This window comes from Pseudomonas sp. Irchel s3a10 (assembly GCF_900187525.1).
Lineage (GTDB): Bacteria > Pseudomonadota > Gammaproteobacteria > Pseudomonadales > Pseudomonadaceae > Aquipseudomonas > Aquipseudomonas koreensis_G.
Window position 1 is genome coordinate 524,785 of record NZ_FYDR01000001.1, and the last position, 26,501, is coordinate 551,285.

The following is a 26,501-nucleotide window of genomic DNA, read 5'->3' on the forward strand; positions in this document are numbered from 1 at the left end:
GAAACGAAAGCCCCGGAAACGGGGCTTTTCCTCAGTCCGCAAAGGCGTATCGATCATGCGTAAGACTGCCCTTCTCGCTCTGCTTTGCCTGTCCGGCCTGACCCAGGCTGCCCAGATGCCTATCGCTGCCCTTCCCGGCGGCGTGCTCGTCTACAAGGACGTGCAAAGCATTCGTGAACGCAAGTTTGCCGACATCGTCGAACAGAAAACCGATTTCAGTTGCGGCGCCGCCGCACTGGCCACGGTATTGCGCCAGGCCTATTGGCTCGACGTCGATGAGGAGCACATCATCAAAGGCATGCTGGTCAACGCTGACCAGGACCTTGTTCGTACTCAAGGGTTTTCCATGCTGGACATGAAGCGCTACGTAGAAAGCATCGGCATGCGCGCCAGGGGTTACAAGATTCCGCCGGAGAAGCTCGAAGCAGTCACGATCCCGGTGGTGGTACTGTTGGAAATTCGCGGCTACAAGCATTTCGTGGTGCTGCAGCGTTCGGACAAGAACTGGGTTTACATCGGAGATCCGGTTCTAGGTCACAAACGCTACACCCATGATGACTTTGTCAAAGGCTGGAACGGCATTGTCTTCGCCATCGTCGGCCCCGGATACGACAAAACCAATGCATTACGCAGTCCTCCGACCCCGCTGACCGCCAAGAACAAGCTCGATTCTTTCAACCCTGTCAAAGATGCTGAATTGATGGACTTCGGGTTCATACAGAGCGACTTCTTTTAATCGCCGATTATAAAGAAATGGGGCTGGATGTCCCGGGAGCAGCAGATGAAAACCTCATACTGGCTGGCCGCCGCCTGCCTGGCAGCGAGCGCGTCAGGCTATGCCAATGCAGGATTCAAACCCATCGAAATCAAGGACCAGGAGCTCGCCGAGCTGCGTGGTCGGTACGTCATGCCGGGGCGGATCATCAGCTTCGGCATTGTCATGAGCAGTACCTGGCGCAACGCCAGCGGTGATCTGATCGGCGCTGCGACGTCGATGCAAATCCAGGCCGCCACCATCAAACCGGAATTTTATGTCTCGACCATCAAGGAACAGGGCAACGGCAGCACCCCGACTCCGGGCACTGGCAATGTCATTGGTGGTGCGGCACTCAACAGCAGCCAGGGCGTGACCCAAAGCGTACGCGCCGCCGGCGACGGCAACACCGCCAGCAACAACGTGGCGATCAACGTCAAAGAAGCCAACACCCCTCCTCCACTGGCCCCCGCACAAGGCCAGGCGCTGATGTCCGGGCAGACCATCGGTGCCAGCAATGCCGCCGGCAGCGTAGCCGTTTCGGCCAGCAGCGGTGGTGTGCAAATGGCGATTCAGGCTTCGGGCAATCAGGGCACCGCCCTGCAACAAGTCGCCCAGGGTGGCCTGCTGCAGAACACTCGCCTGCTGGGCAGCGCCAACGTGGTCAACAACATGACCCAACTCAATGTTGTGCTTAACAATAACGGAATCAGCCCCGGCGCACTGGACTGCAACCTGACTCAACTCAGGGCACTACGCAATATCGGATATTGAACTACGCTGAGTCTCGATCATTGGGCTTAAAGGGACGGCTTATTCATGTATCGATCAGTATCACTGCGCGCCGCTGTATGTTTGAGTACCCTTCTACCCGCGGCGATGCTGCAAGCAGCTCCCGACGCAGATGTGGAGACCCTGAAACAGGAACTTCTGGAGCTGAAACAACGATACGAAGTACAACAAAAGGCCCTGGCGGTGCTCGAACAACGGGTCCGTCAGGTCGAGGACCAACCGGCAGCCCCGCAACCCAAACGCCTGGCCAAATCGCCATCCGACATGAAAGGCAATCCAAAAGTCGCGACCGGGACTGGTGCCGCAGCAGCGTCGGGGGGCGCGGCCGGGGGCAGTGGTGCTTCTTACGGCCAGTCGCTGGCCGACGACTCGCAACCGGCACAGAGTGTGTCCAACCTCTACGACGAAGCCAGCGGCTTTTTCGGCGGCGGTAAATTCAGCTTTGAAACCGGTGTGACCTACTCGCGTTACGACACCCGGCAGTTGATTCTCAACGGTTTCCTGGCGCTGGACTCGATCTTTCTCGGCAACATCAACCTCGACCGGATAAAGGCCGACACCTGGACGCTGGACCTGACCGGCCGCTACAACTTCGACAACCGCTGGCAGTTCGACGTCAACGTACCGGTGGTTTACCGCGAATCGACCTACCAGTCCGGTGGCGGCAACGGAGGTGCGTCCAACGTCACGACGGAACAGGATGTTTCGCGTGATCCAACCATCGGCGACGTCAACTTCGGTATCGCCTACAAGTTCCTCGACGAATCGGTCAACACCCCGGACGCCGTGGTCACCCTGCGAGTCAAGGCACCTACCGGCAAGGACCCGTTCGGGATCAAGCTGCGTCAGACCGACGCCAACTCCAACCTGTTCGTACCTGACACGCTGCCAACCGGTAACGGTGTCTGGTCGATCACCCCGGGGATTTCGTTGGTCAAGACGTTCGACCCGGCAGTGCTGTTCGGCAGCTTGTCCTACACCCACAACCTGGAGGAGTCGTTCGACGACATCAGCTCGACCGTCAACCAGAAAACCCCGGGCAAGGTGAAGATTGGCGACAGCTTCCAGATCGGCGCCGGTATTGCATTCGCTCTGAACGAAAAGATGAGTATGTCGTTTTCGGTGTCTGACCTGGTGCAACGCAAGAGCAAGCTGAAACAGGACGGCGGCGATTGGGAGTCGGTGGTTTCCAGTGACGCTAACGCCGGTTATTTCAACGTCGGCATGACCATTGCCGCCACGGATAACCTGACCATCGTGCCCAACCTGTCGATCGGCATGACCGACGATGCTCCGGACTTTTCCTTCAGCCTGAAATTCCCGTACTACTTCTAAAGCACAAGATCGCAGCCTGCGGCAGCTCCTACAGAGTTAATCTCTGTAAGAGTCGCCGCAGGCTGCAATCGTTGGGTCTTTGGTTTCTAGCGAATCTGATGTTTATGCAGCAGGCGATAAAACGTCGGCCGCGACACGCCCAGCACTTTAGCCGCCACACTGAGGTTGTCGCTGTGCCGGTTCAACACATCGCACAAGGCCTGGCGTTCGGCCCGGGTTTTGTAGTCTTCCAGCGTGCCCATCGGCGTGTTGATCGAATGCTGGCTGATCAACCCCAGGTCACGGGCCTCGATCTGCCGGCCCTCGGCCAGCACCAACCCCCGTCGCACGCGGTTGGCCAGCTCACGCACATTACCGGGCCAATCGTGTTTGCCCATGGCGATCAATGCATCCTCGCTGAAGCTGCGTGGACGGCGGCCGGTCTCATGGCTGTAGAAGTGCGAGAAATGATTGGCCAGCATCGACAGATCCCCGTGGCGCTCGCGTAATGGCGCAGTCACCACTTGCAGCACATTGAGACGGTAATACAAGTCTTCGCGAAAGCGTTTTTTCTCGATGGCGGCTTCGAGGTCGACGTGGGTGGCCGCGAGGACGCGCACATCCACCGGAATCGGCTGGCTGCCACCGACGCGCTCAATGTGTTTCTCCTGCAGGAAACGCAGCAGATTGGCCTGCAATTCCAGCGGCAAATCGCCGATTTCATCGAGAAACAACGTGCCACCGTTGGCCGCTTCGATGCGCCCGACCTTGCGCTGATGCGCACCGGTAAAGGCGCCTTTTTCGTGGCCGAACAGTTCGGACTGAATCAAGTGTTCGGGAATCGCCCCGCAGTTGATCGCCACGAACGGCTTGTTGTGGCGCTGGGACTGGCGGTGCAGCGTGCGCGCGACCAGTTCTTTACCGGTTCCGCTTTCACCGCGGATCAGTACCGGGGACTCGGTCGGCGCCAGTTTACTCAATAATTTGCGCAGTTCGCGGATCGGCTTGCTGTCGCCGAGCAACTCATGCTCCGGCTGATCAACATGAATCGTCCCTTGCCCCCTCAAACGCGCCATGCCGAACGCACGCCCAAGGGTCACCTGGACCCGCGAGACATCGAACGGCAAGGTGTGGAAATCGAAAAACCATTCGCAGACGAAGTCACCGACGTTCTGCAACCGCAGGACTTCCTGGTTCAACACCGCGATCCACTCGGTGCCGCTGCGGCTGATCAGTTCCTTGACCGCTTCGGGGCGTTCGAGGTGAAAGGGCTGCAGGCGCAACAGCCCGACATCGCATGTCCGATCAGCGGCATTTTCCAGGCTACAACTGTCGACATCCCACCCGACCGCGCGCAAACCAGGTAATAACCGGTGACAGTCGTCGCACGGGTCAACCACCAATAAACGTCGTAACGCAGGCGCTTCGATCATGACTGTTCCTTGGCGCCAAATTTAAGGAAATTATTGTAAAAACAGTCATTTGGCAGACCCGACTGTAACACTAGCAAGAAATTGACAGCTCCTTGTATCGATTGCTTATAGATGTACAAGCTAACGAGTTATAAGAAACGAGGTTATTAGTTAGCTATCGAGTTTGAATCTTTCGCCCAGCTTTCAAAAACTGGCGAAAAGTCGAGCAGAGGCAATAAAGTTGAAATTTCTTTGTGTCGTGTGTGACCCGCCACGGGGTTGCGTGCATCAGTACAAGTAACCAGCCGAACGGTAAGCCCAACCGACGGCACATCATTTGATTGGGCACGACAGAGAGACGACCCCATGACCGCCCCGCTCCGTATCAACGAAGCTCTTCTGATTGCCAACCACGCATTCAAACCCTTCCAGTGCGTGGCCTGGGCCCCACAAGACGGCAACGGCGAACTGAACCTGACCGTCATCGACCTTACCAACTCGCACATCGGTCGCAAGCAGATTCCAAGCAGCGCCTATTCCGATCCGGCGCAACTGGAACTGCTGTTGCAACAGGCCCGTGCCGAATTGAGCAAAGAGGGGCATCAACTGCAATCGTGGTCGATGCCACATTGATCAGAGGCTGACGCGGATGACTTTAACGTCATCCGCCCTGTTCTTTGTTAGTTGTCCGCTGCTGTTTATCTTCAATACCTCTGTACAACTTTTTTCAACCTGTCAGGCGCCACTGCTTGGCAGGCTTTCGTTTGGTTCAAAAAGACACTGTTATGGCACAGTGCGACCCTCCACCTGTTAGTTCTGTCAGTTGAACTTGCGTGTATTCAGGGATTGAATGTTCCGCTCATGCAGTTACCGCCCATTCGGGCCTGGTCAACTTGCAAGGAGAGGCATGCATGTCACCCGAGAACGCCTTCGCGCGCCCGGCACTACTCAACAGTTCCGGGCAACTCGACAAACAATTTGCCAGCACTGGCGTTGCCCAAGTGTATTTCGCCGGCAGTGTCTCCAGCATGACCCAGGGTATTGCGCTGGATCGACAGGGGCGCGTGCTGGTCGCCGCCAAAGTCGGCACTGCGCAAGGCAGTCGGTTTGGTCTGGCACGCCTCTTCGCAGACGGTTCGGCCGACCTCGCTTTCGGCCAGCAAGGCAGCGTGATTGGCGAGTTCGAATGCGGTTTTGAGGCCACAGGTGGCAAGGTTCAGGTGTTGCCCGACGGACGAATCCTGCTGGCCGGGCTGCATTATCAAAACACCCATCGCACCCTGCCTGCGCTGGCCCTGTTCAGCGCTGACGGAATCCCCGACCCGGACTTTGGTAAAAATGGCTGCAAAGTGGTACGCCTGCCCGGCGACCTGTCCGTCGGCTCCCGCGATTGCTGGCTGCCACCCGGCGTACCGGGGGCTGAAGCCTGTGACATCGCCGTGCAGGATGACGGGCGTATTCTGCTGATCGCCAATCACCACTTCGAACTCGCCGACCATGCCGGAATGCTGATCCGCCTGACACCAGACGGGACGCTCGATGAAAGCTTCAATGGGCGCGGTTTCGTGATGATTCGACATTTGCTGCTCAACACTTGGCTCAGCAGCCTCGTATTGCAAGAGGACGGGCGGATCCTCGTCGCCGGCTCGATTGATTTTCCCCAAGAGGGTCTGGTGGCGCGCTATCTGCCTGACGGGCGTCTTGATGAACGCTTCGCGGTGGATGGCTTCCTGGCTTTCAAAGCCAACGGCAAAAGCGCGATGGTCAGCCAGGTCATCGAGTCGAAGGAACATTTGCACTGCTTTGGCAGCAGTCGCGATCCGATCCGCTGCCTGGCGCTGAGCCTGCACCCTAACGGCCGCCCGGACTGGCGCAACGACACTGGCCACCCGCATCTGCTGGAAATCGGCCCCAGTGGTTGCCAGTGGAGCGCCGCGCAACGCATGGCGGATGGTCGGATCATGGCGGTGGGTGCGACGATCGGCGGCGTCGAGGCTGACTTCATCGTGGCACGCTACAAAGCTGACGGCCATCTCGACCGAAGCTTCGGCAACGGCCACGGCTGGTTACGCACGCGCCTGGGCCGCAGCCTGGACACCGCCAACTCTCTCGCGATCCAGGCAGACCGGAAAATTCTTGTCGGCGGCTACTCGCTCGACGGCAACTACCGCGCCATGGTCGCGCGTTATCTGAATCAATAACTTCCCGGACTTGAACTTGCCAGACACATGCGGCAACTTGCGCGCTTCTTAATACAAGGAGCAACCGATGTCCGGTTCACTGGTTCAGGCGTTCGTGCATAACTTCCTCGGGCATTCGCCTCGCTGGTACAAGGCGTGCATCGTCGGGTTCCTGATCCTCAACGCGGTGGTGCTGTTCACTGTCGGCCCGGTCGCCGCCGGCTGGCTGCTGGTGATCGAATTCATCTTCACTCTGGCCATGGCCCTCAAGTGCTATCCATTGATGCCCGGTGGCTTGTTGCTGATCGAGGCCCTGCTGCTGAAGATGACCACGCCGCAGGCGCTGTACGACGAATTGGTGCATAACTTCCCAGTGATCCTGCTGCTGATGTTCATGGTCGCCGGCATCTACTTCATGAAGGATCTGCTGCTGTTTCTGTTCTCACGGTTGCTGCTGGGCGTGCGCTCCAAGGCGGTGTTGGCGCTGATGTTCTGCTTTCTTTCGGCTTTTCTGTCGGCGTTTCTCGACGCCTTGACCGTCACTGCGGTGATCATCAGCGCGGCGGTCGGTTTCTATTCGGTCTACCACCGTGTGGCCTCGGGCAATGACCCGCGCCTGGACAGCGAATTCAGCGACGACCGTCATCTGCCAGCCTTGCACCATGAAGATCTGGAGCAATTCCGCGCGTTCCTGCGCAGCCTGCTGATGCACGGCGCGGTTGGCACCGCACTCGGCGGGGTCTGCACCCTGGTGGGCGAGCCGCAGAACCTGCTGATCGGTCATGAAATGGGCTGGCACTTCGCAGAGTTCTTCCAGAAAGTCGCGCCGGTTTCGCTGCCGGTACTGGCGGCGGGTCTGGTGACCTGCGTGCTACTGGAAAAACTGCGCTGGTTTGGCTACGGCACCCTGCTGCCGGACAACGTGCGTACCGTACTGGCCAATTACGCCGCCGAAGACAACGCCGAACGCACCCCGCGCCAGCGTGCTGCCCTGCTGGTGCAAGGTGCTGCTGCGTTGATTCTGATTGGCTGCCTGGCGTTTCACGTTGCAGAGGTCGGGCTGATCGGTTTGATGGTGATCGTGCTGATCACCGCGTTTACCGGCATCACCGACGAGCATCGTCTGGGCAGCGCGTTCAAGGACGCCATGCCGTTCACCGCATTGCTGGTGGTGTTCTTCGCCGTGGTCGCGGTGATTCACGATCAGCAACTGTTCGCCCCGCTCATCCAGTGGGTGCTGGCGCTGCCGGCGGAACAACAGCCGGGCATGCTGTTCATCGCCAACGGCCTGCTCTCGGCGATCAGCGATAACGTATTCGTCGCCACGATCTACATCACCGAAGTGAAACAGGCCTTCCTGTCCGGGCACATGAGCCGCGAACACTTCGAGACTTTGGCGATTGCGATCAACACCGGCACCAACCTGCCGAGCGTGGCGACACCCAATGGTCAAGCGGCATTCCTGTTCCTGCTGACCTCGGCGATTGCGCCGCTGGTGCGCCTGTCGTACGGGCGGATGGTATGGATGGCGCTGCCGTACACCGTGGTGATGGGATTGCTGGGCTGGTATGCGGTGAGTTACTGACTCTGACAACACGCGATTAAAACTGTGGGAGCGAGCTTGCTCGCGAAGAGGCCGGGTCAGGCACTTGATGTGTTGGCTGACACTTCGCATTCGCGAGCAAGCCCGCCTCCACATTGCCAGGGCGGTGAGCCAATGACTCTGACAACACGCGATTAAAACTGTGGGAACGGGCTTGCTCGCGGAGAGGCCGTGTCAGGCACTTGATGTGTTGACTGACACACCGCATTCGCGAGCAAGCCCGCTCCCACATTGCCAGGGCGGTGAGCCAATGACTCTGAGAACACGCGATTAAAACTGTGGGAGCGGGCTTGCTCGCGAAGAGGCCGGGTCAGGCACTTGAAGTGTTGGCTGACACACCGCATTCGCGAGCAAGCCCGCTCCCACATCGCCAGGGCGGTGAGCCAATGACTCTGACAACACGCGATTAAAACTGTGGGAGCGGGCTTGCTCGCCAAGAGGCCGGGTCAGGCACTTGATGTGTTGACTGACACACCGAATTCGCGAGCAAGCCCGCTCCCACATCGCCAGGGCGGTGAGCCAATGACTCTGACAGCACGCGATTAAAACTGTGGGAGCGGGCTTGCTCGCGAAGAGGCCGGGTCAGGCACTTGATGTGTTGACTGACACACCGAATTCGCGAGCAAGCCCGCTCCCACATCGCCAGGGCGGTGAGCCAATGACTCTGACAGCACGCGATTAAAACTGTGGGAGCGGGCTTGCTCGCGAAGAGGCCGTGTCAGGCACTTGATATGTTGACTGACTCTCCGCATTCGCGAGCAAGCCCGCTCCCACATTGCCAGGGCGGTGAGCCAATGACTCTGAGAACACGCGATTAAAACTGTGGGAGCGGGCTTGCTCGCGAAGAGGTCGTGTCAGGCACTTGATGTGTTGGCTGACACTCCGCATTCGCGAGTAAGCCCGCTCCCACAGTTTGTTTCCGGGTGAATCAGCGACCGAGGATGTACTTCTCGATCGCCTGTGCCACACCGTCTTCAGTGTTCGGCGCGGTGACCACATCGGCTTGGCGCTTCACCGCCTCTTCCGCCTGCCCCATGGCAATCGACAGTCCTGCGCAATGGAACATCGCCGGGTCGTTGCCGCCATCGCCAATCGCTGCGGTCTGCGCCAGCGGGATATCAAGGTGCTCGGCAATCGTCGCCAGTGCGGTGCCCTTGTTGGCCTCCAGCGCTGTCACGTCCAGATACACCGGTTGCGAACGCGAAACCTGAGCCATGCCGCTGACCTTGGCTAACAGGCGCGCCTCAAGCTCGATCAGCAAATCGGTGTTGTTACTGGTGGCGACGATCTTGTCGATGCGCTCCAGGTACGGTTCGAAACTCTCGACCACCACCGGCGGATAACCGAGACCGTGCTGTTCGCGCGGCACCATCGGCCCATGGGGGTCCTTGAGCAACCAGTCGCCACCACTGAACACCCAGATCTCCACATCCGGCTGGTCAGCGAACAACGCCAGGGCAATCAGCGCGGTCGGCACAGGCAAGTAATGCGCCACCAACAGACTGCCATCCGGATTGACGATGGTGCCGCCATTGAAGGCGGCGGTCGGCAGATCGACGCCCAGGGCTTCGATCTGCTGCAACATGGCTTTGGGCGGGCGTCCGGTCGCCAGACTGAACAACACGCCGGCCTCGCGCAGCGAACGAACGGCGTCGATGGTGCGTTGGCTCAGGCTGTGATCGGGCAGCAACAGCGTGCCGTCCATGTCACTCAGTAAAAAGCGGATCGACTCACTCATCCCAGACCGTGCCAGACGCGACCATCGCGAGTCAGCAGATCATTAGCGGCTTGCGGGCCGTCTTCCCCGGCGGCGTAGGTCTGCACGCTCGCATCCTGTTGCCAGGCATCGAGGAACGGCTGCACCGCGCGCCAGCCGTTTTCGATGTTGTCGGCGCGCTGGAACAGCGTCTGGTCGCCGGTCAGGCAGTCATAGATCAGCGTTTCATAGCCGGTCGACGGCTGCATCTCGAAGAAGTCCTTGTAGGCAAATCCCAACTCGATGTTGGCCATGTTCAGCGCCGGCCCCGGCCGCTTGGCCAGCAGGTCGAACCACATGCCTTCGTTGGGCTGGATCTGGATACGCAGATAAGTCGGCTGCAACTCATCGACTTCGGTATCCCGGAACTGCGCATACGGCGCCGGTTTGAAGCAGATGACGATCTCGGTGTCGCGCACGCTCATGCGCTTGCCGGTGCGCAGGTAGAACGGCACGCCGACCCAGCGCCAGTTGTCGATCATCACCTTCAGCGCGACGTAGGTTTCAGTGTTGCTGTCAGGCGATACGTTGGCCTCCTGGCGATAGCCATTCAACGCTTTGCCATCGACCTCGCCGGCGCTGTACTGACCGCGTACCGAATTGGCTCGCGCCTCTTCAACGCTCCATGGGCGGATCGCGCCGACCACTTTGGCCTTCTCGCCGCGCACGGCGTCAGCGCCAAACGCGGCCGGCGGTTCCATGGCGACCATCGCCAGCAACTGGAACAGGTGATTGGGCACCATGTCACGCAGCGCACCGGTGTGCTCGTAAAAACTGCCACGGGTTTCGACGCCGACGGTTTCGGCGGCGGTGATTTGCACGTGGTCGATGTAATGGTTGTTCCAGAACGCCTCGAACAGGCTGTTGGAAAACCGGCTGACCAGAATGTTCTGCACGGTTTCCTTGCCCAGGTAATGATCGATCCGATAGATCTGTTTCTCCGACATGACCTTGAGCAGACAGGCGTTCAAGGCTTCGGCGGTTTGCAGATCGGAGCCGAACGGCTTTTCGATCACCACCCTTCTGAACGCTTCCGGGGTTTCCTCCAGCAGTTTGGCCGAGCCGAGTCGGCGCACCACTTCACTGAAGAAACGCGGCGCGGTGGCCAGGTAGAACACCGCATTGCCGGTGCCGCTGTCGGCGATTTTCGCCGCCAGCGCGGAATAAGTGCTGTCGTCCAGGAAGTCGCCCTGGACGTAGCTGATACCTTTGGCGAGCTTGGCCCACAAGGCCGGATCAAGCATCTGATCGCCCTTGCCGACCTTCGCCGCCACTTCGGTACGGATGAAGTCTTCGAGTTTTTGCGCGAAGGCTTCATCGGTAATGGCGTTGTGATCAACGCCGACGATCCGCAGATTTTCGTCCAGCAAGCCGTCGCGACTGAGGTTGTACAGCGCCGGCATCAGCAAGCGCTTGACCAGGTCGCCGTGGGCACCGAACAAAAACAGCGTGGTCGGTGGTGCGGGTTCTGCCTTGGATTTTCTGCGGATCGTATGGGTCATTTCTTCGGTGTCTCCACGTGGCCGCCGAAGCCGAAGCGCTGGGCCGAAAGAATCTTGTCGCCAAAAGTGCCCTGACCGCGCGAGCGGTAGCGCGAGAACAGCGAGTTCGACAGCACCGGAACCGGCACCGCCTGCTCCATGGCCGCTTCGATGGTCCATTGACCTTCGCCGCTGTCGGCAACAGAGCCGGAGAAGCCGTCGAGTTTCGGATCGCTGGCCAGCGCGTCGGCGGTCAGGTCGAGCAGCCAGGACGACACCACGCTGCCACGCCGCCACACTTCAGCGATGTCGGCTACGTTGAGGTCGAAACGCTGATCTTCCGGCAAGCGCTCGCTGGACTTGGTCTTGAGGATGTCGAAGCCCTCGGCAAACGCCGCCATCATGCCGTACTCGATGCCGTTGTGAATCATCTTCACGAAGTGCCCGGCACCGGCAGGACCGGCGTGAATGTAGCCGTGCTCGGCGCGGTGATCCTCGGACTTGCGATCCTTGGTGCGCGGAATGTCACCCATGCCCGGCGCCAGAGCGGCGAACAGCGGGTCCAGACGGTTCACGGTCTCGGCGTCGCCGCCGATCATCATGCAATAGCCGCGTTCCAGGCCCCAGACGCCGCCCGAGGTACCGACGTCGATGTAGTGCAGGCCCTTCTCGGCCAGGGTTTTGGCGCGGCGGATGTCATCCTTATAGTTGGTGTTGCCGCCGTCGATGATGGTGTCACCGGCTTCCAGCAAGTCGCTCAGGGTGTTGATGGTGTCTTCGGTCGGCGCGCCGGCCGGCAGCATGACCCATACGGCACGTGGCTTGGCCAGGCCTGCCACCAGGGCTGGAAGGTCGGCAACGCCCGTGGCGCCCTCGGCGGCCAGGGTGTCGACAAAGGCGGTATTGCGGTCGTAAACAACGGTGGTGTGACCGTTGAGCATCAGACGTCGCGCAATATTGCCGCCCATGCGGCCCAGTCCAATAATCCCGAGTTGCATGTGCTGATGCTCCTTACTACAAATAAATGTGTGTCATTGGTTATAGCCCAACGCGACTGATGGAGGTTAGTCCAGAGCGTTGCGATGAAGTTTCCGGGCATTGTGCCCGATCCAGACTGATAACGCCCCGAATCCTGCCGAAGACACACCGACCATGAAAAATAAAAAAGTTCCATTCACGGGCAAAAGAAATCAAAATTGGCGCCGATAGCAAGTCAGTAGCCCCGACGCGGGGACGATTTGCAGTTGAGACACGCCATTTGCGAGGTGAGCAATGGGCACAGTACACACAGCAATGCCGCCACAAACCCTGTACGTCACGATCCGTCGCGATGAATTGCGTCAGTTGAAAGACGAGCGCGATCAGTTGAAGCAGGAGCTGGCGCAGCTGCGCTCGCTGACCCAGGGCGCTCAGCCCAAACCTCTGCCGGTGGTCCAGCGCCATCCGCACGCCTGACCTGCCCCGCCAGCTTCGGGAACGGCGCCTGTCGTTCCCGACATGATGCTCCCCTGCCCCTGATCGGCAACTAACGAAGTTTTCACACTGCCTTGGTGATACTCCGGCGCATTCTGGCCGTGCGTTTGCGCGCGGCCTCCGTTCGTCGGTTTGATGTAGCACTCCGACGGTGGTTAGTGACGATGAGCTGGAGTGCTGAATGGCATTGTTCAAACGCAGCAAAACGACTGCGACAGGTTTCGACTGGGCCGGGGTTCTCTGGCTATTCGCTTTCTTCTGGTATTTCTCGGGTATCACCCAACTGCTGATCCAGCTGACCGGCACCTCCGGTTTCAGCGGGTTCCGTCAGGCCTTCGTGATGAGTGCGCTGTGGCTCGCCCCGATGCTGGCGTTTCCCAAACGCACCAAACTGCTGGCCGCGCTGATCGGTGTCGTCCTCTGGGCCTGCTCGATGGCCAGCCTGGGTTATTTCTTCATCTATCAGCAGGAATTCTCGCAAAGCGTCATCTTCATCATGTTCGAGTCGAACATCTCTGAAGCCGGCGAGTACATGACCCAGTACTTTGCCTGGTGGATGGTCCCGGCGTTTCTCGCGCACACCGCGTTCGCCTACTTCCTGTGGACGCGCCTGCGCCCGGTGTACATGCCCCGTGGCCGCGCATTCGCCGCAGCGATCGCGATCCTGATCGCCGTGGTCGGCTATCCGCTGATCAAGCAGACCCAGCGTACCGGCAGTTTCGCCGGCGGTTTCGAAAAGTTCGAAGACCGCATCGAACCCGCCGTGCCTTGGCAGATGGCCGTGGCCTACCACCGTTACCTCGATACCTTGGCCGGTATGCAGGACATGCTGCACAGCGCGAGCAAGGTGCCGCCGCTGCATAACCTCAAGGTGGCCGACGCCGATAAACCTTCGACTCTGGTGCTGGTGATCGGCGAGTCGACCAACCGTCAGCGCATGAGCCTGTATGGCTACGGACGCAAAACCACGCCGGAACTGGACAAGCTCAAGGATCAGCTCGCGGTGTTCGACAACGTCATCACCCCGCGCCCGTACACCATTGAAGCGCTGCAGCAGGTGCTGACCTTCGCCGACGAAGAAAATCCGGACCTGTACCTGTCCACGCCGTCGTTGGTCAGCATGATGAAACAGGCCGGTTACAAGACGTTCTGGATCACCAACCAACAGACCATGACCAAGCGCAACACCATGCTCACGACCTTCTCCGAACAGGCCGACGAGCAGGTGTACCTGAACAACAACCGCAACCAGAACGCCGCGCAGTACGACGGTGACGTGATCGAGCCGTTCAACAAGGCGCTGACCGACCCTGCGCAGCGCAAGCTGATCGTCGTGCACCTGCTCGGTACTCACATGAGCTACCAGTACCGCTATCCGCCGACCTTCGACAAGTTCCAGGACCGTAACGGCGTGCCGGCCGGTGTGCGCGACGATCAGGTGCCGACTTACAACAGCTACGACAACGCCGTGCTGTACAACGATTTCGTGGTGTCGAGCCTGATCAAGGACTACGCCAAGTCAGATCCGAACGGTTTCCTGCTGTACCTCTCCGACCACGGTGAAGACGTGTTCGACTCCGCCGGCCACAACACCCTGGGCCGTAACGAGAACAAACCGACCGCGCCGATGTACACCATTCCATTCATGGCCTGGGCTTCGCCGAAATGGCGCGAGAACCACGACTGGGACTTCGCCGCTGATCTGGGCCGGCCGTACAGCAGCTCGCACCTGATCCACACCTGGGCGGACATGGCGGGTTTGAGCTTCGACGAACTGGACCGCAGCAAGAGTCTGGTCAGCGACAGCTTCAAACCGCGTCCGCTGATGATCGGTAATCCGTACGAACGCGAGCAGCGGGCTTTGATCGACTTCAGCCTGATGAAGCCGAAGAAAGTCGACAATGCCGCAACGAATGTCGTGCTGCAGTAACCGCATGGAAGGCGCCGGTTGCGACAGATCGCCATCGGCGTAACGCACCAATAAAAAGCTCCGTATCGCAAGATACGGAGCTTTTTTTGTTGCGGGCGGACAGGTTGCCCGCTTGTGCGAGGCTCTGCTGTGCCGGCTGAAGAGAATCGGGGCAGCCAGCATGTTCGAACGCACCCTCGCGCTTGAAAAAGCAGCGAGCGCGCTCAGAGCGCGTCAGTGAATCGCGGCGCTCGACTCAAGGTTTTTCCCAGCACAAAAACAAACGCCCCGAACAAGTCGGGGCGTTTGTGGGTGCGTTCGCGCAGGTGCTTTCACACCCTTCGCGACGCAGATCCGGTGCTATCAGTAAGCCTTGCCGGTCTTGTAGAAGTTCTCGAAGCAGAAGTTGGTGGCTTCGATGTAGCCTTCAGCGCCACCGCAGTCAAAACGCTTGCCTTTGAACTTATAGGCCATGACGCAGCCGTTCTGGGCCTGCTTCATCAGGGCGTCGGTGATCTGGATTTCACCGCCCTTGCCTGGCTCGGTCTGCTCGATCAGGTCGAAGATGTCCGGGGTCAGGATGTAACGACCGATGATCGCCAGGTTCGACGGCGCGTCTTCCGGCTTTGGCTTCTCGACCATGCTGTGTACGCGGTAGATGTCGTCGCGGATCATCTCGCCGGCGATCACGCCGTACTTGCTGGTTTCCTGTGGGTCGACTTCCTGAATCGCGATAATCGAGCAGCGGAACTGCTTGTACAGCTTGACCATCTGGGTCAGTACGCCGTCGCCTTCGAGGTTGACGCACAGGTCGTCCGCCAGTACCACGGCGAACGGTTCGTCACCGATCAGCGGGCGACCGGTGAGGATCGCGTGGCCCAGACCTTTCATTTCGGTCTGACGGGTGTAGGAGAACGAGCACTCGTCCAGCAGCTTGCGGATGCCGACCAGGTATTTTTCCTTGTCGGTGCCCTTGATCTGGTTTTCCAGCTCATAGCTGATGTCGAAGTGGTCTTCCAGCGCGCGCTTGCCACGACCGGTCACGATCGAGATTTCAGTCAAGCCAGCGTCCAGAGCTTCTTCAACGCCGTACTGGATCAGTGGCTTGTTTACCACCGGCAGCATTTCTTTGGGCATGGCTTTAGTCGCTGGCAGGAAGCGAGTACCGTAACCGGCTGCTGGGAACAAGCATTTCTTGATCATATAAGTCCTTGAAAGGGCTGTGTGTACGAGTTTCGGCGCAGTCTAATCAGGCGGCGTGCACCTTACAATGCCCCGCACTGGCTAACCGATGTCAACATAGAGAAATATTCTCGCTGATAGTTCCATTGGCGACTTCCACCCGCGAAAACAGAGTAGTTCAAACACGCAAATGCGCTGCATCACCATACGCTCATCATCCCCCAATGTGAGGATTTGTCGGTATCATGGCGCCTTTGAACCAGCGAACGAGACTGATAGATGGCCGCGGTAAAAATCATCAACGGGTATGTGATCGACAAGAAAGACGGCAAGTGGAACCTGACCACGACCAACGGCGAACACATTGCCGGGCCTTTCGACAGCGAGCAACTGGCGACGGACGTAGCGTCGGTGTTCACCGATACTCCAGCGTCGTCCAAGCGCCGTGGCAAGGATCAGGACTGATCCACTGCGACACACACCGAGCCCTGCCCTTGCGCAGGGTTTTTTATGGTCGGGCGAAAGATCCGTGCAAACAAGTGGCCAATCGCTATAACCTTTTCACTCGGGCGCTGTCAGAGCGTTTAGCCCCTCCCTCGCTGAAGACGACACATCTATGAACATGAACCGATTGCTGCCGCTGATTGCGGTACTGGCCCTGGGTGGCTGTGCTACCTCGCAAACCACCTACCTGAACAATGGCGAACAGGGCTTGAGCATCGATTGCTCCGGCGAAGCCAACTCCTGGGCCACCTGCTACGAAAAGGCTGACGCCTCCTGCGCCGGCACCGGTTATCGCATCGTCGGTACCGACGGCACACCAGCGCCCAAGGAAAGCGACAAAACCCTGGGGGTCGATGTCGGCAACTACAAGAACCGCAGCGTGGTGGTGGTCTGCAAATAGACCCTACATGTGGATCTCGGCGAACTTGATCCCGAGCCCGCGCACGATCTCGATCAGGTCGTCGAGACGGGCGAAGGATTCGACTTCGTCGTTATCGTCCACCAGAAAATAGCTGCGACCGGCGCTCTTCTTGAAAAACACGATCCATTCTCCCGAATTCGCCGGATTCTGAATCACATGCGTGGCAGAGATAAGGCCCTCTGCATGCCGTTCCCGTACTTGCTCTCGCTTCATGCGCGACTCCAGAAATGAAAATGCCGTCACAGCATGGCTGCGACGGCATCGGTGCTGATGAGCACTATTCTATCAGCCGGAAATACAGGCATTGGCGGCGTTTCGCACGTCATGCGGACGAACCGGCACATTGGACATGCGCTCATGCAGCTTGATGCTGCTACCGCCGGAACGGTCTTCGATATCAAACACCGCAGCCGCGCCGGTGGCAAATTTCCCGGGAACAATCACTCGCACGCCATCCTTGTGCGGCTGCATCTGCAGCGCGCCACGACTGCTGGCAAGCTTGTCTGCCAGGCACTGAGCATACTCATGGGGTTTCTTGCCGGAAATCACGCTCATGGTCGGCAGGGTTTCATTGATTTCGGAAACACTCGCGCAACCACCCAAAGCCAATATCAACGGCAGACACACCACACCCCACTTCATACAAACACCTCCCATAAAGACCGTCGGACAGCAGTAATGCCATTTTTCTCCGAGGCTCACTCCATTAAACCCGCATCGAATCGCGAATAACTGTTTTTAATTGTCAAAGCAGCGCCCGACGGCGGGATAATAACCCGTTCTGGCTGATAAACTGCGCCAATCGCACATGCTATCGTTTTGATTTAGTAGAAAAAGCCCTTCTGGAGGCGCCCATGAAATTCATTCACCAGCGCGAGCACCTCAACGAAGACGACATCGTCGTCATCCAGTGCTCGCAAACCTGCAACATCCGCTTGATGAACGACGCCAACTTCCGCGCCTTCAAGAACGGCGGACGCCACACCTACCACGGCGGCGCTTTCGACACGTTTCCAGCGCGCATCACCGCACCGAGCACCGGTTTCTGGAACATCACCATCGACACCGTCAGCCGTCGCGCCATCAGCGTCACGCGCAAACCGACCCTGACCCACTCGATCAAGATCATCCGCCGCTCCAGCTCCAAACTCAGCTGAGTCGCCCCCAACGCAAAGGTAAGCACGATCGTGGCCCAAACGACCAAATACGTCATCAAATACAAGCTCAACGGCAAACGCCGCTTCGAGTTCGCGCAACTGGAAAACGGCACCGTGGAAGAAGCCAAGGCTGCACTGGACGCCATCCACGGCCAGACTGACGACGTGATCAGCGACATCGCCGTCAGCATAGCGCTCTAAGTGCCGACCAGGGAGAAGTGGCATACCCTTGGCACTGTCTGTCACGAGGTTCAATGACCGCCATGCACCCGACCACCCTCGATCTGTTTGCCGACGACGCTCTCGAACAACAGCCCCGCGATGAACAGATCGGCGAGCAATCGTGGGTGTTGCGCGGCTTCGCCCTGCCGGCGATCGATGAACTGCTGCCAGCGCTGGATGGCATTCTCGCCGCAGCGCCGTTACGCCACATGATGACCCCGGGCGGCTTCAGCATGTCGGTGGGCACCAGTAGTTGCGGCGCGTTGGGCTGGATCACTGACCGCAGCGGTTATCGCTATAGCGCTGTGGATCCGCTGAGCGGCAAGCCCTGGCCAGACATGCCTGAGGTGCTGTCCGAACTGGCGCAGACAGCGGCGCAACGCGCAGGGTTTGCCGACTTCCACGCTGATTCCTGCCTGATCAACCAATATGTCCCCGGCGCGAAGATGTCTTTGCATCAGGACAAAGACGAAAATGCCTACGCGGCGCCGATCGTCTCACTGTCCCTGGGATTGCCGGCGATGTTCCTGTTCGGTGGTTTTTTACGCAGCGACAAGAGCCAGCGCATTCCTCTGCTGCACGGCGACATGGTGGTCTGGGGCGGGGTCGATCGCTTGCGTTTTCACGGGGTGTTGCCGATCAAGCCAGGCCAACATCCGCGTCTGGGCGAACGTCGGATCAATCTGACCTTGCGTGTCGCCGGGTGATCTGAAAAGTTTGACCGCAAGGCCCGGAGTGTTACCAACATCGCTGCCGGTTAACCTGAATCAAACAGGTCAACGGACTACTCGCCATGAAAAAGCTTTCGCCCATCATCAACGTTGAAGCCGATCCGCGCTGGGCTGCCGTGGTTGCGCGGGACCCACGGGCCGACGGGCAGTTTGTCTATGCGGTGAAGACCACCGGCATTTATTGCCGCCCGAGCAGCCTTTCGCGATTGCCCAAACCGCAGAACGTCGAGTTCTTCGAAAGTGCTCAAGCTGCCGAAGCGGCGGGCTACCGCCCAAGCAAACGCACGAGCAAGGATCAGACTGAAGTCGCCAGCCAGCACGCCGCGACCGTGGCGATGGCCTGTCGGCAGATCGAGTCGAGTGAAACAGTGCCCGTACTCAATCAACTCGCCGAGGTCGCCGGACTCAGCCCGTTCCATTTTCATCGCGTGTTCAAGGCTGCTACCGGCCTGACGCCCAAAGGCTATGCAGCGGCGCATCGTTCGCGCCGGGTGCGTGAGCGGCTCGCAGACGGCGGCTCGGTGACTGATGCGTTGTACGACGCGGGTTTCAATTCCAACAGCCGCTTTTATGAGTCAGCCGACAAGGTACTGGGCATGAAGCCCGGCGACTACCGCGCTGCGGGACGCAACAACGATATTCATTTTGCTGTCGGGCAATGCTCACTCGGGGCGATTCTGGTGGCGCAAAGCGAACGCGGGGTGTGCGCGATTCTGTTGGGTGACGATCCGCACCAACTGGTCTGCAATCTGCAGGATCAGTTCCGTCAAGCCAACCTGATTGGCGCCGATGCCGGCTTCGAGCAGTTGATTGCCAAGGTGGTAGGTTTCATCGAGGCGCCAGCGCTGGGCCTCGATTTGCCACTGGACGTGCGCGGCACCGCGTTTCAGGAACGGGTATGGCAGGCGTTGCGGGAGATTCCAGTGGGTTGCACCGCCAGTTACGCCGAAATCGCTCAGCGCATTGGCGCGCCGACCTCCATGCGCGCCGTGGCGCAAGCCTGCGGCGCCAACCGCCTGGCCGTGGCGATTCCCTGCCACCGCGTGGTGCGCAGCGATGGCAATCTTTCGGGTTATCGCTGGGGCGTGGAGCGCAAGCGCCAGTTGCTGGAGCGCGAAACCCAGTTTTAGCAAATCTTGCCGGGAATGCGCTCGGCTTGTTCTTCGATGAAAAAGCGACTCCACACCGAGCCGCAATGACGCCTACTCTGTCAGCGATTGACGTCGACCACAACCCTGCCACGCAGCTGTCCGGCCAGCAGTTTCGGCGCCGCGTCGATGGCTTCGCTCAGGGCGATTTCATGGCTGATCAAGGGCAACAGGGCGAAGTCCAGATCCTTGGCCAGACGCTCCCAGGCCTCGATCCGCCGAGCCTTGGGCTGGGTCACGCTGTTGATTCCGGCCAGGGTCACTCCGCGCAGAATGAACGGCGCCACTGATGCCGGAAAATCCATGCCCTGAGCCAGGCCGCAGGCCGCCACCGTGCCTTCGGCGCGGGTGCTGGCACAGGCGTTGGCCAAAGTGTGACTGCCGACCGAATCGATCACTGCGGCCCAGCGTTCCTTGGCCAGCGGTTTGCCCGGCTCCGACAAGGTTGCGCGATCAATGATTTCGCTGGCGCCCAGTTGCTTCAGGTACTCATGCTCGGACACCCGGCCGGTGGAGGCCACCACGCGATAACCCAGCTTGCTGAGCAGCGCGATGGCGAAACTGCCGACGCCGCCATTGGCCCCCGTCACCAGCACCTCGCCCTGATCCGGAGTGACGCCGTTACGCTCCAGCGCCAGAATGCACAGCATTGCCGTGTAGCCGGCGGTACCGATGGCCATCGCTTGCGCGGGAGTAAAAGCCTTGGGCAGCGGAATCAGCCAGTCGCCATTGAGTCGCGCCTTCTGCGCCAGACCGCCCCAATGACTCTCGCCCACACCCCAACCATTGAGCAGTACCTGATCACCGACTTTATAGGCAGGATGCGAGCTGACCTCGACCGTGCCCGCCAGGTCGATCCCCGGCACCATCGGAAACTTGCGCACCACCGGACTGCTGCCGGTGATCGCCAGACCGTCCTTGAAGTTCAGCGTGCTGTACGCGACCTGCACCGTCACGTCGCCTTCGGGCAACTGCGCTTCGCTGATCTGCTGCAGGCTGGCGCGGTAACCGCTGTCGTCTTTGTCGATCAAAATGCCGTTGAACATGGCTGCCTCTCAATCAATGGATTCAAATCCTCGTGCCCTGAAATAACACAAAGCAACACATTGCCCCACCCGACTTTGCGCCAATGCGCAAATCCGCCCGGTAATTGTGAAGCGGGCGGCTATGCTTTTTCGACGGTCGTGCTTTCGCTGCCATCCTGCTGAAAGCGGCCCTGTCGATGGAGCTGACAATGTCTTACCCGCGCTCGTTGCTTGCGATGCTGATGCTATGTCTGCTGGCCGTTGGCAATGCCTGGGCAGCTCCTGCCCCGGCCACCAAAACTTCTGCGGCCGACACCGCCACGAGCGCCCCGACGTGGCCGCAAGTGATCACCAGCGGCAAGGCCAAGCTGACCGTGTACCAGCCGCAACTCGACAGCTGGGATGGCTACACCCTCAATGCCCGGGCCGCCGTCGAAGCCACCGGCGCCGACCGCAAACCCACCTTCGGCATCGTCCAGTTCAGCGCGCACACGCTGGTCGACAAGGCCACACGCTGGGTCGCGCTGGATCAATACAAAATCATCAAGGCCGATTTCCCTGCCGATGCGAGTCAGGCCGATGTCTGGCTCGCGGCGTTGCAAAAAGATGCCGAAAGCCGCAAGAAAACCATTTCCCTTGATCAACTCGAGGCCGCCGTCGGCGTACTGTCGGCGGAACAGAAGGCCGACAGCGCCCCACTGGAGAACACCCCGCCGGCGATCATCAGTTCCGACGTCCCTGCCCTGCTTGTCTACATTGATGGCGATCCGGTCTACAGAGCGGTCGACGCTACCGCGCTGCAACGGGTGATCAACACTCGCCCGCTGCTACTTGAGGACGCCGCAGGCAAGCACTACCTGCACGTGTTCGATGGCTGGATGGTTGCCGACAGCCTCAGCGGCGAATACACCCGCCTGACCACGCCTCTGGCCGATCTGGAGAAAGCCAGACAGGCGGCGATTCAGAGTCGCCAGGTCGATCTGCTGACCGGCCAGAGTGACCCGAAAGACAAGATCCCCAGCCTGGCCAAACCGCCGCAACCGAAAATCTTCATCGCCACTACCCCCACCGAACTGATCGTTACCGATGGTGCGCCGCAGTGGTCGCCGATTCAGGGCACCAGCCTGCTCTACGTGAGCAACACCACCGGGCACATCTTCAAGGAAATCGGCGACCAGAACAGTTACGTGCTGATCTCAGGACGCTAGTTCCGGGCGGCCGACATGCGCGGCCCATGGACGTTTACCCCGGCGGACAAACTGCCGGCAGATTTCGCCAACATCCCCGACGACAGTCCGAAAGAGAACGTCAAGGCCTCGGTCGCAGGTACGCCACAGGCCAGGGAAGCCGCGATCGCCGCGACCATTCCGCAAACCTCGGCGATCAAGAAAAGTGCAGTGAAAATGACCGTGCCGCAGTTCGATGGCGAACCGCAACTCAAGGCGATCAACAGCACATCATTGCAGTACGTGGTCAACAGTGCCACGCCAATCATCCGGGTCGCCAACGACAGTTGGTATGCGGTGGAAAACGGCATCTGGTTCAGCGCCACCTCGGTGAGCGGGCCATGGGCCGTAGCCAGTTCAGTACCGGCGGCGATCTATTCGATCCCGCCGAGTTCGCCGATGCATTACCTCACCTACGTCAAAGTCTATGAATCCAGCGGCGACACCGTGGTGGTCGGTTACACCCCGGGTTATCAGGGGTCGACGCTGGACCCGGCCACCGGTGTGGTGGTCTACGGCACCGGTTATCCGTATACGCCCTGGGTCGGCAGCGTCTGGTACGGGCCACCGGTGACCTACGGTTTCGGCGTCGCGATGCGCTACACACCGTGGACCGGCTGGACCTTCGGTTTCGGCTTCGGCTGGAGCTGGGGCGGCAACACCGTGGCGATGGGTTGGGGCTGGGGCGCTTATCCGTGGTGGGGCAATTACGGCTGGGGTTACGCCTGGGGCCCGCGCCTGTACCCCGCGCCGCTGGCCTGGGGCGGCGCCGCTTATGGATATCGCGGCGGTGCTGTGGCCTGGGGGCCCGGTGGCTGGGCTGGCACTACCGGCAACATTTATCGTCAGTGGGGCGACCGCGCGACCGTCAGCCGCTATGGCGCCGGCTACAACGCCTGGACCGGCAATCGCTGGGCCGGCCAGGTAACCGGCATTGCGGCGGCAGGCCAACGCGGCGCGGTGCACAATGCCTACAACGGCAATTACGCGGCTGGACGCAGCGGTGAAGTGGTCGGGCCGAACGGTGGCGCCATCGCCGGTGGCCGGGTGACCGCAGGTAATGCTCGCACCGGCACCCAGGTCAGCGCCAATCGTGGCGCGGTGTACAACCCCAACACCGACAAGACCACGCAATACGCCGGCGTGAAAGGCCGCAACGGCGGCGCCGCCCGGGTCGGCGACAACGTCTATGCCGGGCGCGACGGCAACGTCTACAAGAAAACCGACAACGGCTGGCAATCGATGGTCAAGGGCAGCCCGGCCCGCACGGCGCCGGTCAACAACAATGCGCAGTTGCAGAACCTCAATCGCGAGTCTGCCGCGCGCAACTTCGGCAACCAGCGCACCAACAACTTCCACAACTCTTCGCAATTCATGAACCGCTCATTTGGGGGCGGCGGGGGCGGCGGTTTTCATCGACGCTGATCGCTGCATTGAAAATTCAGGCTGGCCCTGAGTCCGGTTTTGCTGTTAAAAACCGCCTCTGCCGTCCCTGCCCCGTTTCATCGTTCGGAGTACCGCTTCAATGAGCCAATGGCCTGACACCCGCATCCTTGACCTGCTCGGCATCGAGCTGCCGATCATCCAGGCCCCGATGGCCGGCGCCACGACGTCAGCGATGGTGATCGCCGTGTGTAATGCCGGAGGCTTGGGTTCGATGCCGGCGGCGATGCTGAGTACCGAGCAACTGCGCGAAGAGCTGAAGACTATTCGTGAGCACACGGACAAACCGTTCAACGTCAATTTCTTCTGCCACCAGCCACCGGTCGCCGATGAACAGCGCGCGCAAGACTGGAAGCATCTGCTGGAGCCGTACTACCGCGAACTGGGCGTCGACTTCGATGCGCCGACACCGGTTTCCAACCGCGCGCCATTCGATGCGGCAGCGTGCGCAGTGCTTGAAGAATTTCGCCCGCCAGTGGTGAGTTTTCACTTCGGCCTGCCGGAGAAATCCCTGCTGGAACGGGTCAAGGCCACAGGTGCGAAAGTCCTCTCCTCTGCCACCACCGTCGACGAAGCGGTTTGGCTTGAGCAAAACGGCTGCGATGCAATCATTGCGATGGGGTACGAGGCGGGTGGTCATCGCGGGATGTTTCTCAGCGAAGACTTGAGCAGTCAGGTCGGTACCTTTGCGCTGGTTCCGCAGATCGTCGATGCGGTCAAGGTGCCGGTGATTGCTGCCGGGGCGATTGCCGATGCCCGCGGTGTGGCCGCAGCACTGGTACTCGGTGCGTCAGCGGTGCAAGTCGGTACCGCGTATCTGTTCACCCCGGAAGCGAAAGTCAGCGCCTCCCATCACCAGGCGCTGCGCAGCGCCAAGGAGAGTGAAACCGCGGTGACCAATCTGTTCACCGGGCGCCCGGCGCGGGGGATTCTCAACCGGGTGATGCGCGAAATCGGCCCGATGTCGGCCAAAGCCCCGGCCTTCCCGCTGGCCGGTGGAGCCTTGATGCCGTTGCGCGCCAAAAACGAAGCGCAGTTCAGCAACCTCTGGGCCGGTCAGGCGTTTCCATTGGGACAAGATTTGAACAGCGCTGATCTGACCCGGCAACTGGCGCAAGGCGCCCTGGCAAAACTGGCTCGTCGTTGACCCAGCGAGCAGGGTGAGACATGGCACCACCTCACCCTGTGTTCACCAGCACTTCCTGTTTAGCGGCCTTTCGCTATATATTTCGCTATATAGCGTTTCACCTTTCGCATCGGTGCAGTTCACCTCCAACAATCACTGCCCTCTGCCCCCGCCCTAACGGAGCCGTTACATGACCATTCGTGCCTCACGTTTTGCCCCGACTTGCCTGGCCACCTTGCTTGCGGTATTCGCCTTCGGTACCGCTCAGGCTGATGAGGTGCAGGTGGCGGTTGCGGCCAACTTCACCGCGCCGATCCAGGCGATTGCTGCCGATTTCGAAAAAGACACCGGACACAAACTGGTCGCCGCCTACGGTGCCACCGGCCAGTTCTACACCCAGATCAAGAACGGCGCGCCATTCGAAGTGTTCCTCTCGGCGGATGACACCACCCCGGAAAAACTGGAAAAAGAAGGCGACACCGTCAAGGGCTCGCGCTTCACCTATGCCATCGGCACTTTGGCGCTGTGGTCGGCGAAGGAAGGTTATGTCGACGCCAAAGGTGAAGTCCTGAAGAAGAACGAATACCAGCACCTGTCCATCGCCAATCCGAAAGCTGCGCCATACGGTCTGGCTGCCACTCAGGTGCTGGAAAAACTCAAGCTGACTGAAGCGACCAAAGCCAAGATCGTCGAGGGCCAGAACATCACTCAGGCCTATCAGTTCGTGTCCACCGGCAACGCCGAACTGGGCTTCGTCGCGCTGTCGCAGATCTTCAAGGACGGCAAAGTCAGCAGCGGTTCGGCGTGGATCGTTCCCGCCAGCATGCACGACCCGATCAAGCAGGACGCGGTGATTCTCAACAAAGGCAAGGACAGCGCCGCTGCCAAAGCGCTGGTTGAATACCTCAAGGGCCCGAAAGCCGCTGAGGTCATCAAGTCCTACGGTTACCAGCTCTAAATGTCGCTGACGAGTGCCGACTTCGGGGCGATCTGGCTGACCCTGAAACTGGCGTCCCTGACCACCGCCATCCTGCTGATCGTCGGCACGCCGATTGCTCTGTGGTTGTCGCGCAGCCGTTCCTGGCTGCGTGGCCCCATCGGCGCAATCGTCGCCCTGCCCCTCGTGCTGCCGCCGACCGTGATCGGCTTTTATCTGCTGCTGGCGATGGGGCCCAATGGCTTTCTCGGCCACTTCACGCAATGGCTGGGTCTGGGCACTCTGACCTTCAGTTTTACCGGGCTGGTGATCGGTTCGGTGATCTATTCCATGCCGTTTGTGGTGCAACCGTTGCAGAACGCGTTCTCGGCCATCGGCACCCGCCCACTGGAAGTGGCAGCAACCTTGCGCGCCAATCCCTGCGACACTTTTTTCAGCGTGATCCTGCCCTTGGCCCGCCCCGGTTTCGTGACGGCGGCGATCCTCGGTTTCGCGCATACCGTTGGTGAATTCGGCGTGGTGCTGATGATCGGCGGCAACATTCCCGACAAGACCCGCGTGGTCTCGGTGCAGATCTACGACCATGTCGAGGCGATGGAATATGCCCAGGCCCATTGGCTGGCCGGGGCGATGCTGGTGTTTTCGTTTGTGGTGTTGCTGGTGCTCTACTCCAGCCGCAAGACCCGCGCGGGCTGGAGCTGATCG

At 59.9% G+C, this 26,501-nt stretch carries 27 protein-coding genes; 19 read left to right on the forward strand and 8 right to left on the reverse strand.

Annotated elements, in window-relative coordinates:
• The first annotated feature begins 55 nt into the window (after positions 1-55).
• The 3 genes from CKW11_RS02355 to CKW11_RS02365 are packed head-to-tail and all read left to right on the forward strand — an operon-like array spanning position 56 to position 2,881.
• The gene (locus CKW11_RS02355) at positions 56-736 is read left to right on the forward strand and encodes a C39 family peptidase (RefSeq protein ID WP_095136083.1); all 681 of its coding nucleotides are present in this window, start codon (positions 56-58) and stop codon (positions 734-736) included.
• Positions 737-781: 45 nt separating this feature from the next.
• Positions 782-1,528, forward strand: a complete 747-nt coding sequence (locus CKW11_RS02360) for a hypothetical protein (protein ID WP_095136085.1) — start codon at positions 782-784, stop codon at positions 1,526-1,528.
• A gap of 45 nt (positions 1,529-1,573) precedes the next feature.
• Complete coding sequence (locus tag CKW11_RS02365) at positions 1,574-2,881, forward strand: transporter (protein WP_095136087.1); 1,308 nt, start codon at positions 1,574-1,576, stop codon at positions 2,879-2,881.
• 86 nt (positions 2,882-2,967) lie between these two features.
• Here CKW11_RS02365 and CKW11_RS02370 read toward each other — a convergent pair whose 3' ends face one another.
• A complete protein-coding gene (locus tag CKW11_RS02370) occupies positions 2,968-4,293 on the reverse strand; it encodes a sigma-54 dependent transcriptional regulator (protein ID WP_095136089.1) in 1,326 nt (441 codons plus the stop codon).
• 345 nt (positions 4,294-4,638) lie between these two features.
• Here CKW11_RS02370 and CKW11_RS02375 point away from each other — a divergent pair, with 345 nt between their 5' ends.
• The 3 genes from CKW11_RS02375 (at position 4,639) to nhaB (ending at position 8,037) form a co-directional block, all read left to right on the forward strand.
• The gene (locus tag CKW11_RS02375) at positions 4,639-4,905 is read left to right on the forward strand and encodes a hypothetical protein (RefSeq protein WP_095136091.1); all 267 of its coding nucleotides are present in this window, start codon (positions 4,639-4,641) and stop codon (positions 4,903-4,905) included.
• A 278-nt stretch (positions 4,906-5,183) separates the two neighbouring features.
• Positions 5,184-6,473, forward strand: a complete 1,290-nt coding sequence (locus tag CKW11_RS02380) for a hypothetical protein (protein ID WP_095136093.1) — start codon at positions 5,184-5,186, stop codon at positions 6,471-6,473.
• A 67-nt stretch (positions 6,474-6,540) separates the two neighbouring features.
• Positions 6,541-8,037, forward strand: coding sequence for a sodium/proton antiporter NhaB (gene nhaB / locus CKW11_RS02385; RefSeq protein WP_095136095.1), 1,497 nt, complete (start codon positions 6,541-6,543; stop codon positions 8,035-8,037).
• Positions 8,038-8,983: 946 nt separating this feature from the next.
• Here the strand turns inward: nhaB and CKW11_RS02390 are convergent.
• Genes CKW11_RS02390 through gnd form a run of 3 tightly spaced genes read right to left on the reverse strand, consistent with a single transcriptional unit; the run spans position 8,984 to position 12,314 of the window.
• Positions 8,984-9,793 carry an HAD family hydrolase gene (locus CKW11_RS02390; protein WP_095136097.1) on the reverse strand — a complete coding sequence of 270 codons (810 nt, stop codon included), beginning with the start codon at positions 9,791-9,793 and terminating at the stop codon, positions 8,984-8,986.
• The gene (zwf, locus tag CKW11_RS02395; protein ID WP_095136099.1) at positions 9,790-11,313 is read right to left on the reverse strand and encodes a glucose-6-phosphate dehydrogenase; all 1,524 of its coding nucleotides are present in this window, start codon (positions 11,311-11,313) and stop codon (positions 9,790-9,792) included. Before zwf ends, CKW11_RS02390 begins: the two co-directional genes overlap by 4 nt.
• Positions 11,310-12,314, reverse strand: a complete 1,005-nt coding sequence (gene gnd / locus CKW11_RS02400) for a phosphogluconate dehydrogenase (NAD(+)-dependent, decarboxylating) (RefSeq protein WP_305887134.1) — start codon at positions 12,312-12,314, stop codon at positions 11,310-11,312. Before gnd ends, zwf begins: the two co-directional genes overlap by 4 nt.
• Positions 12,315-12,564: 250 nt before the next feature.
• Here gnd and CKW11_RS02405 point away from each other — a divergent pair, with 250 nt between their 5' ends.
• Both CKW11_RS02405 and CKW11_RS02410 read left to right on the forward strand, forming a co-directional pair.
• Positions 12,565-12,747, forward strand: a complete 183-nt coding sequence (locus CKW11_RS02405) for a DUF6026 family protein (protein WP_007964649.1) — start codon at positions 12,565-12,567, stop codon at positions 12,745-12,747.
• Positions 12,748-12,946: 199 nt separating this feature from the next.
• Complete coding sequence (locus CKW11_RS02410; RefSeq protein ID WP_095136103.1) at positions 12,947-14,695, forward strand: phosphoethanolamine transferase CptA; 1,749 nt, start codon at positions 12,947-12,949, stop codon at positions 14,693-14,695.
• A gap of 342 nt (positions 14,696-15,037) precedes the next feature.
• Here CKW11_RS02410 and galU read toward each other — a convergent pair whose 3' ends face one another.
• Positions 15,038-15,877 carry a UTP--glucose-1-phosphate uridylyltransferase GalU gene (gene galU / locus CKW11_RS02415; RefSeq protein WP_007912230.1) on the reverse strand — a complete coding sequence of 280 codons (840 nt, stop codon included), beginning with the start codon at positions 15,875-15,877 and terminating at the stop codon, positions 15,038-15,040.
• Positions 15,878-16,135: 258 nt separating this feature from the next.
• On the opposite strand from galU, the gene CKW11_RS02420 reads away from it, so the two are divergent.
• Positions 16,136-16,321 (forward strand): hypothetical protein, encoded by a 186-nt coding sequence (locus CKW11_RS02420; protein ID WP_007964653.1) that lies wholly within the window; start codon positions 16,136-16,138, stop codon positions 16,319-16,321.
• 151 nt (positions 16,322-16,472) lie between these two features.
• Complete coding sequence (locus CKW11_RS02425) at positions 16,473-16,760, forward strand: hypothetical protein (RefSeq protein WP_095136105.1); 288 nt, start codon at positions 16,473-16,475, stop codon at positions 16,758-16,760.
• A 3-nt stretch (positions 16,761-16,763) separates the two neighbouring features.
• Here CKW11_RS02425 and CKW11_RS02430 read toward each other — a convergent pair whose 3' ends face one another.
• Both CKW11_RS02430 and CKW11_RS02435 read right to left on the reverse strand, forming a co-directional pair.
• Positions 16,764-16,994: a hypothetical protein gene (locus CKW11_RS02430; RefSeq protein ID WP_027612691.1), complete on the reverse strand. Its 231-nt coding sequence runs from the start codon at positions 16,992-16,994 to the stop codon at positions 16,764-16,766.
• Positions 16,995-17,066: 72 nt separating this feature from the next.
• Positions 17,067-17,423 carry a hypothetical protein gene (locus CKW11_RS02435; RefSeq protein WP_095136107.1) on the reverse strand — a complete coding sequence of 119 codons (357 nt, stop codon included), beginning with the start codon at positions 17,421-17,423 and terminating at the stop codon, positions 17,067-17,069.
• A 212-nt stretch (positions 17,424-17,635) separates the two neighbouring features.
• On the opposite strand from CKW11_RS02435, the gene CKW11_RS02440 reads away from it, so the two are divergent.
• The 4 genes from CKW11_RS02440 (at position 17,636) to ada (ending at position 20,021) form a co-directional block, all read left to right on the forward strand.
• Positions 17,636-17,938: a DUF1883 domain-containing protein gene (locus tag CKW11_RS02440; protein ID WP_041064472.1), complete on the forward strand. Its 303-nt coding sequence runs from the start codon at positions 17,636-17,638 to the stop codon at positions 17,936-17,938.
• A gap of 30 nt (positions 17,939-17,968) precedes the next feature.
• The gene (locus tag CKW11_RS28620; protein ID WP_095136109.1) at positions 17,969-18,139 is read left to right on the forward strand and encodes a hypothetical protein; all 171 of its coding nucleotides are present in this window, start codon (positions 17,969-17,971) and stop codon (positions 18,137-18,139) included.
• Positions 18,140-18,201: 62 nt separating this feature from the next.
• Complete coding sequence (gene alkB, locus CKW11_RS02450; RefSeq protein WP_095136759.1) at positions 18,202-18,867, forward strand: DNA oxidative demethylase AlkB; 666 nt, start codon at positions 18,202-18,204, stop codon at positions 18,865-18,867.
• 86 nt (positions 18,868-18,953) lie between these two features.
• Positions 18,954-20,021, forward strand: coding sequence for a bifunctional DNA-binding transcriptional regulator/O6-methylguanine-DNA methyltransferase Ada (ada, locus tag CKW11_RS02455; protein ID WP_095136111.1), 1,068 nt, complete (start codon positions 18,954-18,956; stop codon positions 20,019-20,021).
• An 80-nt stretch (positions 20,022-20,101) separates the two neighbouring features.
• On the opposite strand, the gene CKW11_RS02460 is transcribed toward ada, so the two are convergent.
• Positions 20,102-21,085, reverse strand: coding sequence for an MDR family oxidoreductase (locus CKW11_RS02460; protein WP_095136113.1), 984 nt, complete (start codon positions 21,083-21,085; stop codon positions 20,102-20,104).
• A gap of 188 nt (positions 21,086-21,273) precedes the next feature.
• On the opposite strand from CKW11_RS02460, the gene CKW11_RS28740 reads away from it, so the two are divergent.
• The 5 genes from CKW11_RS28740 (at position 21,274) to modB (ending at position 26,498) form a co-directional block, all read left to right on the forward strand.
• Positions 21,274-22,272, forward strand: coding sequence for a hypothetical protein (locus CKW11_RS28740; protein ID WP_256582011.1), 999 nt, complete (start codon positions 21,274-21,276; stop codon positions 22,270-22,272).
• Positions 22,273-22,287: 15 nt separating this feature from the next.
• Positions 22,288-23,715 (forward strand): hypothetical protein, encoded by a 1,428-nt coding sequence (locus tag CKW11_RS28745; RefSeq protein WP_256582012.1) that lies wholly within the window; start codon positions 22,288-22,290, stop codon positions 23,713-23,715.
• A 100-nt stretch (positions 23,716-23,815) separates the two neighbouring features.
• Entirely contained in the window at positions 23,816-24,880 is a 1,065-nt protein-coding gene (locus tag CKW11_RS02470; RefSeq protein ID WP_095136115.1) for a nitronate monooxygenase family protein, read from the forward strand.
• 169 nt (positions 24,881-25,049) lie between these two features.
• Positions 25,050-25,817: a molybdate ABC transporter substrate-binding protein gene (gene modA / locus CKW11_RS02475; RefSeq protein ID WP_095136117.1), complete on the forward strand. Its 768-nt coding sequence runs from the start codon at positions 25,050-25,052 to the stop codon at positions 25,815-25,817.
• Positions 25,818-26,498 (forward strand): molybdate ABC transporter permease subunit, encoded by a 681-nt coding sequence (gene modB / locus CKW11_RS02480; RefSeq protein ID WP_095136119.1) that lies wholly within the window; start codon positions 25,818-25,820, stop codon positions 26,496-26,498.
• Positions 26,499-26,501 lie beyond the last annotated feature (3 nt).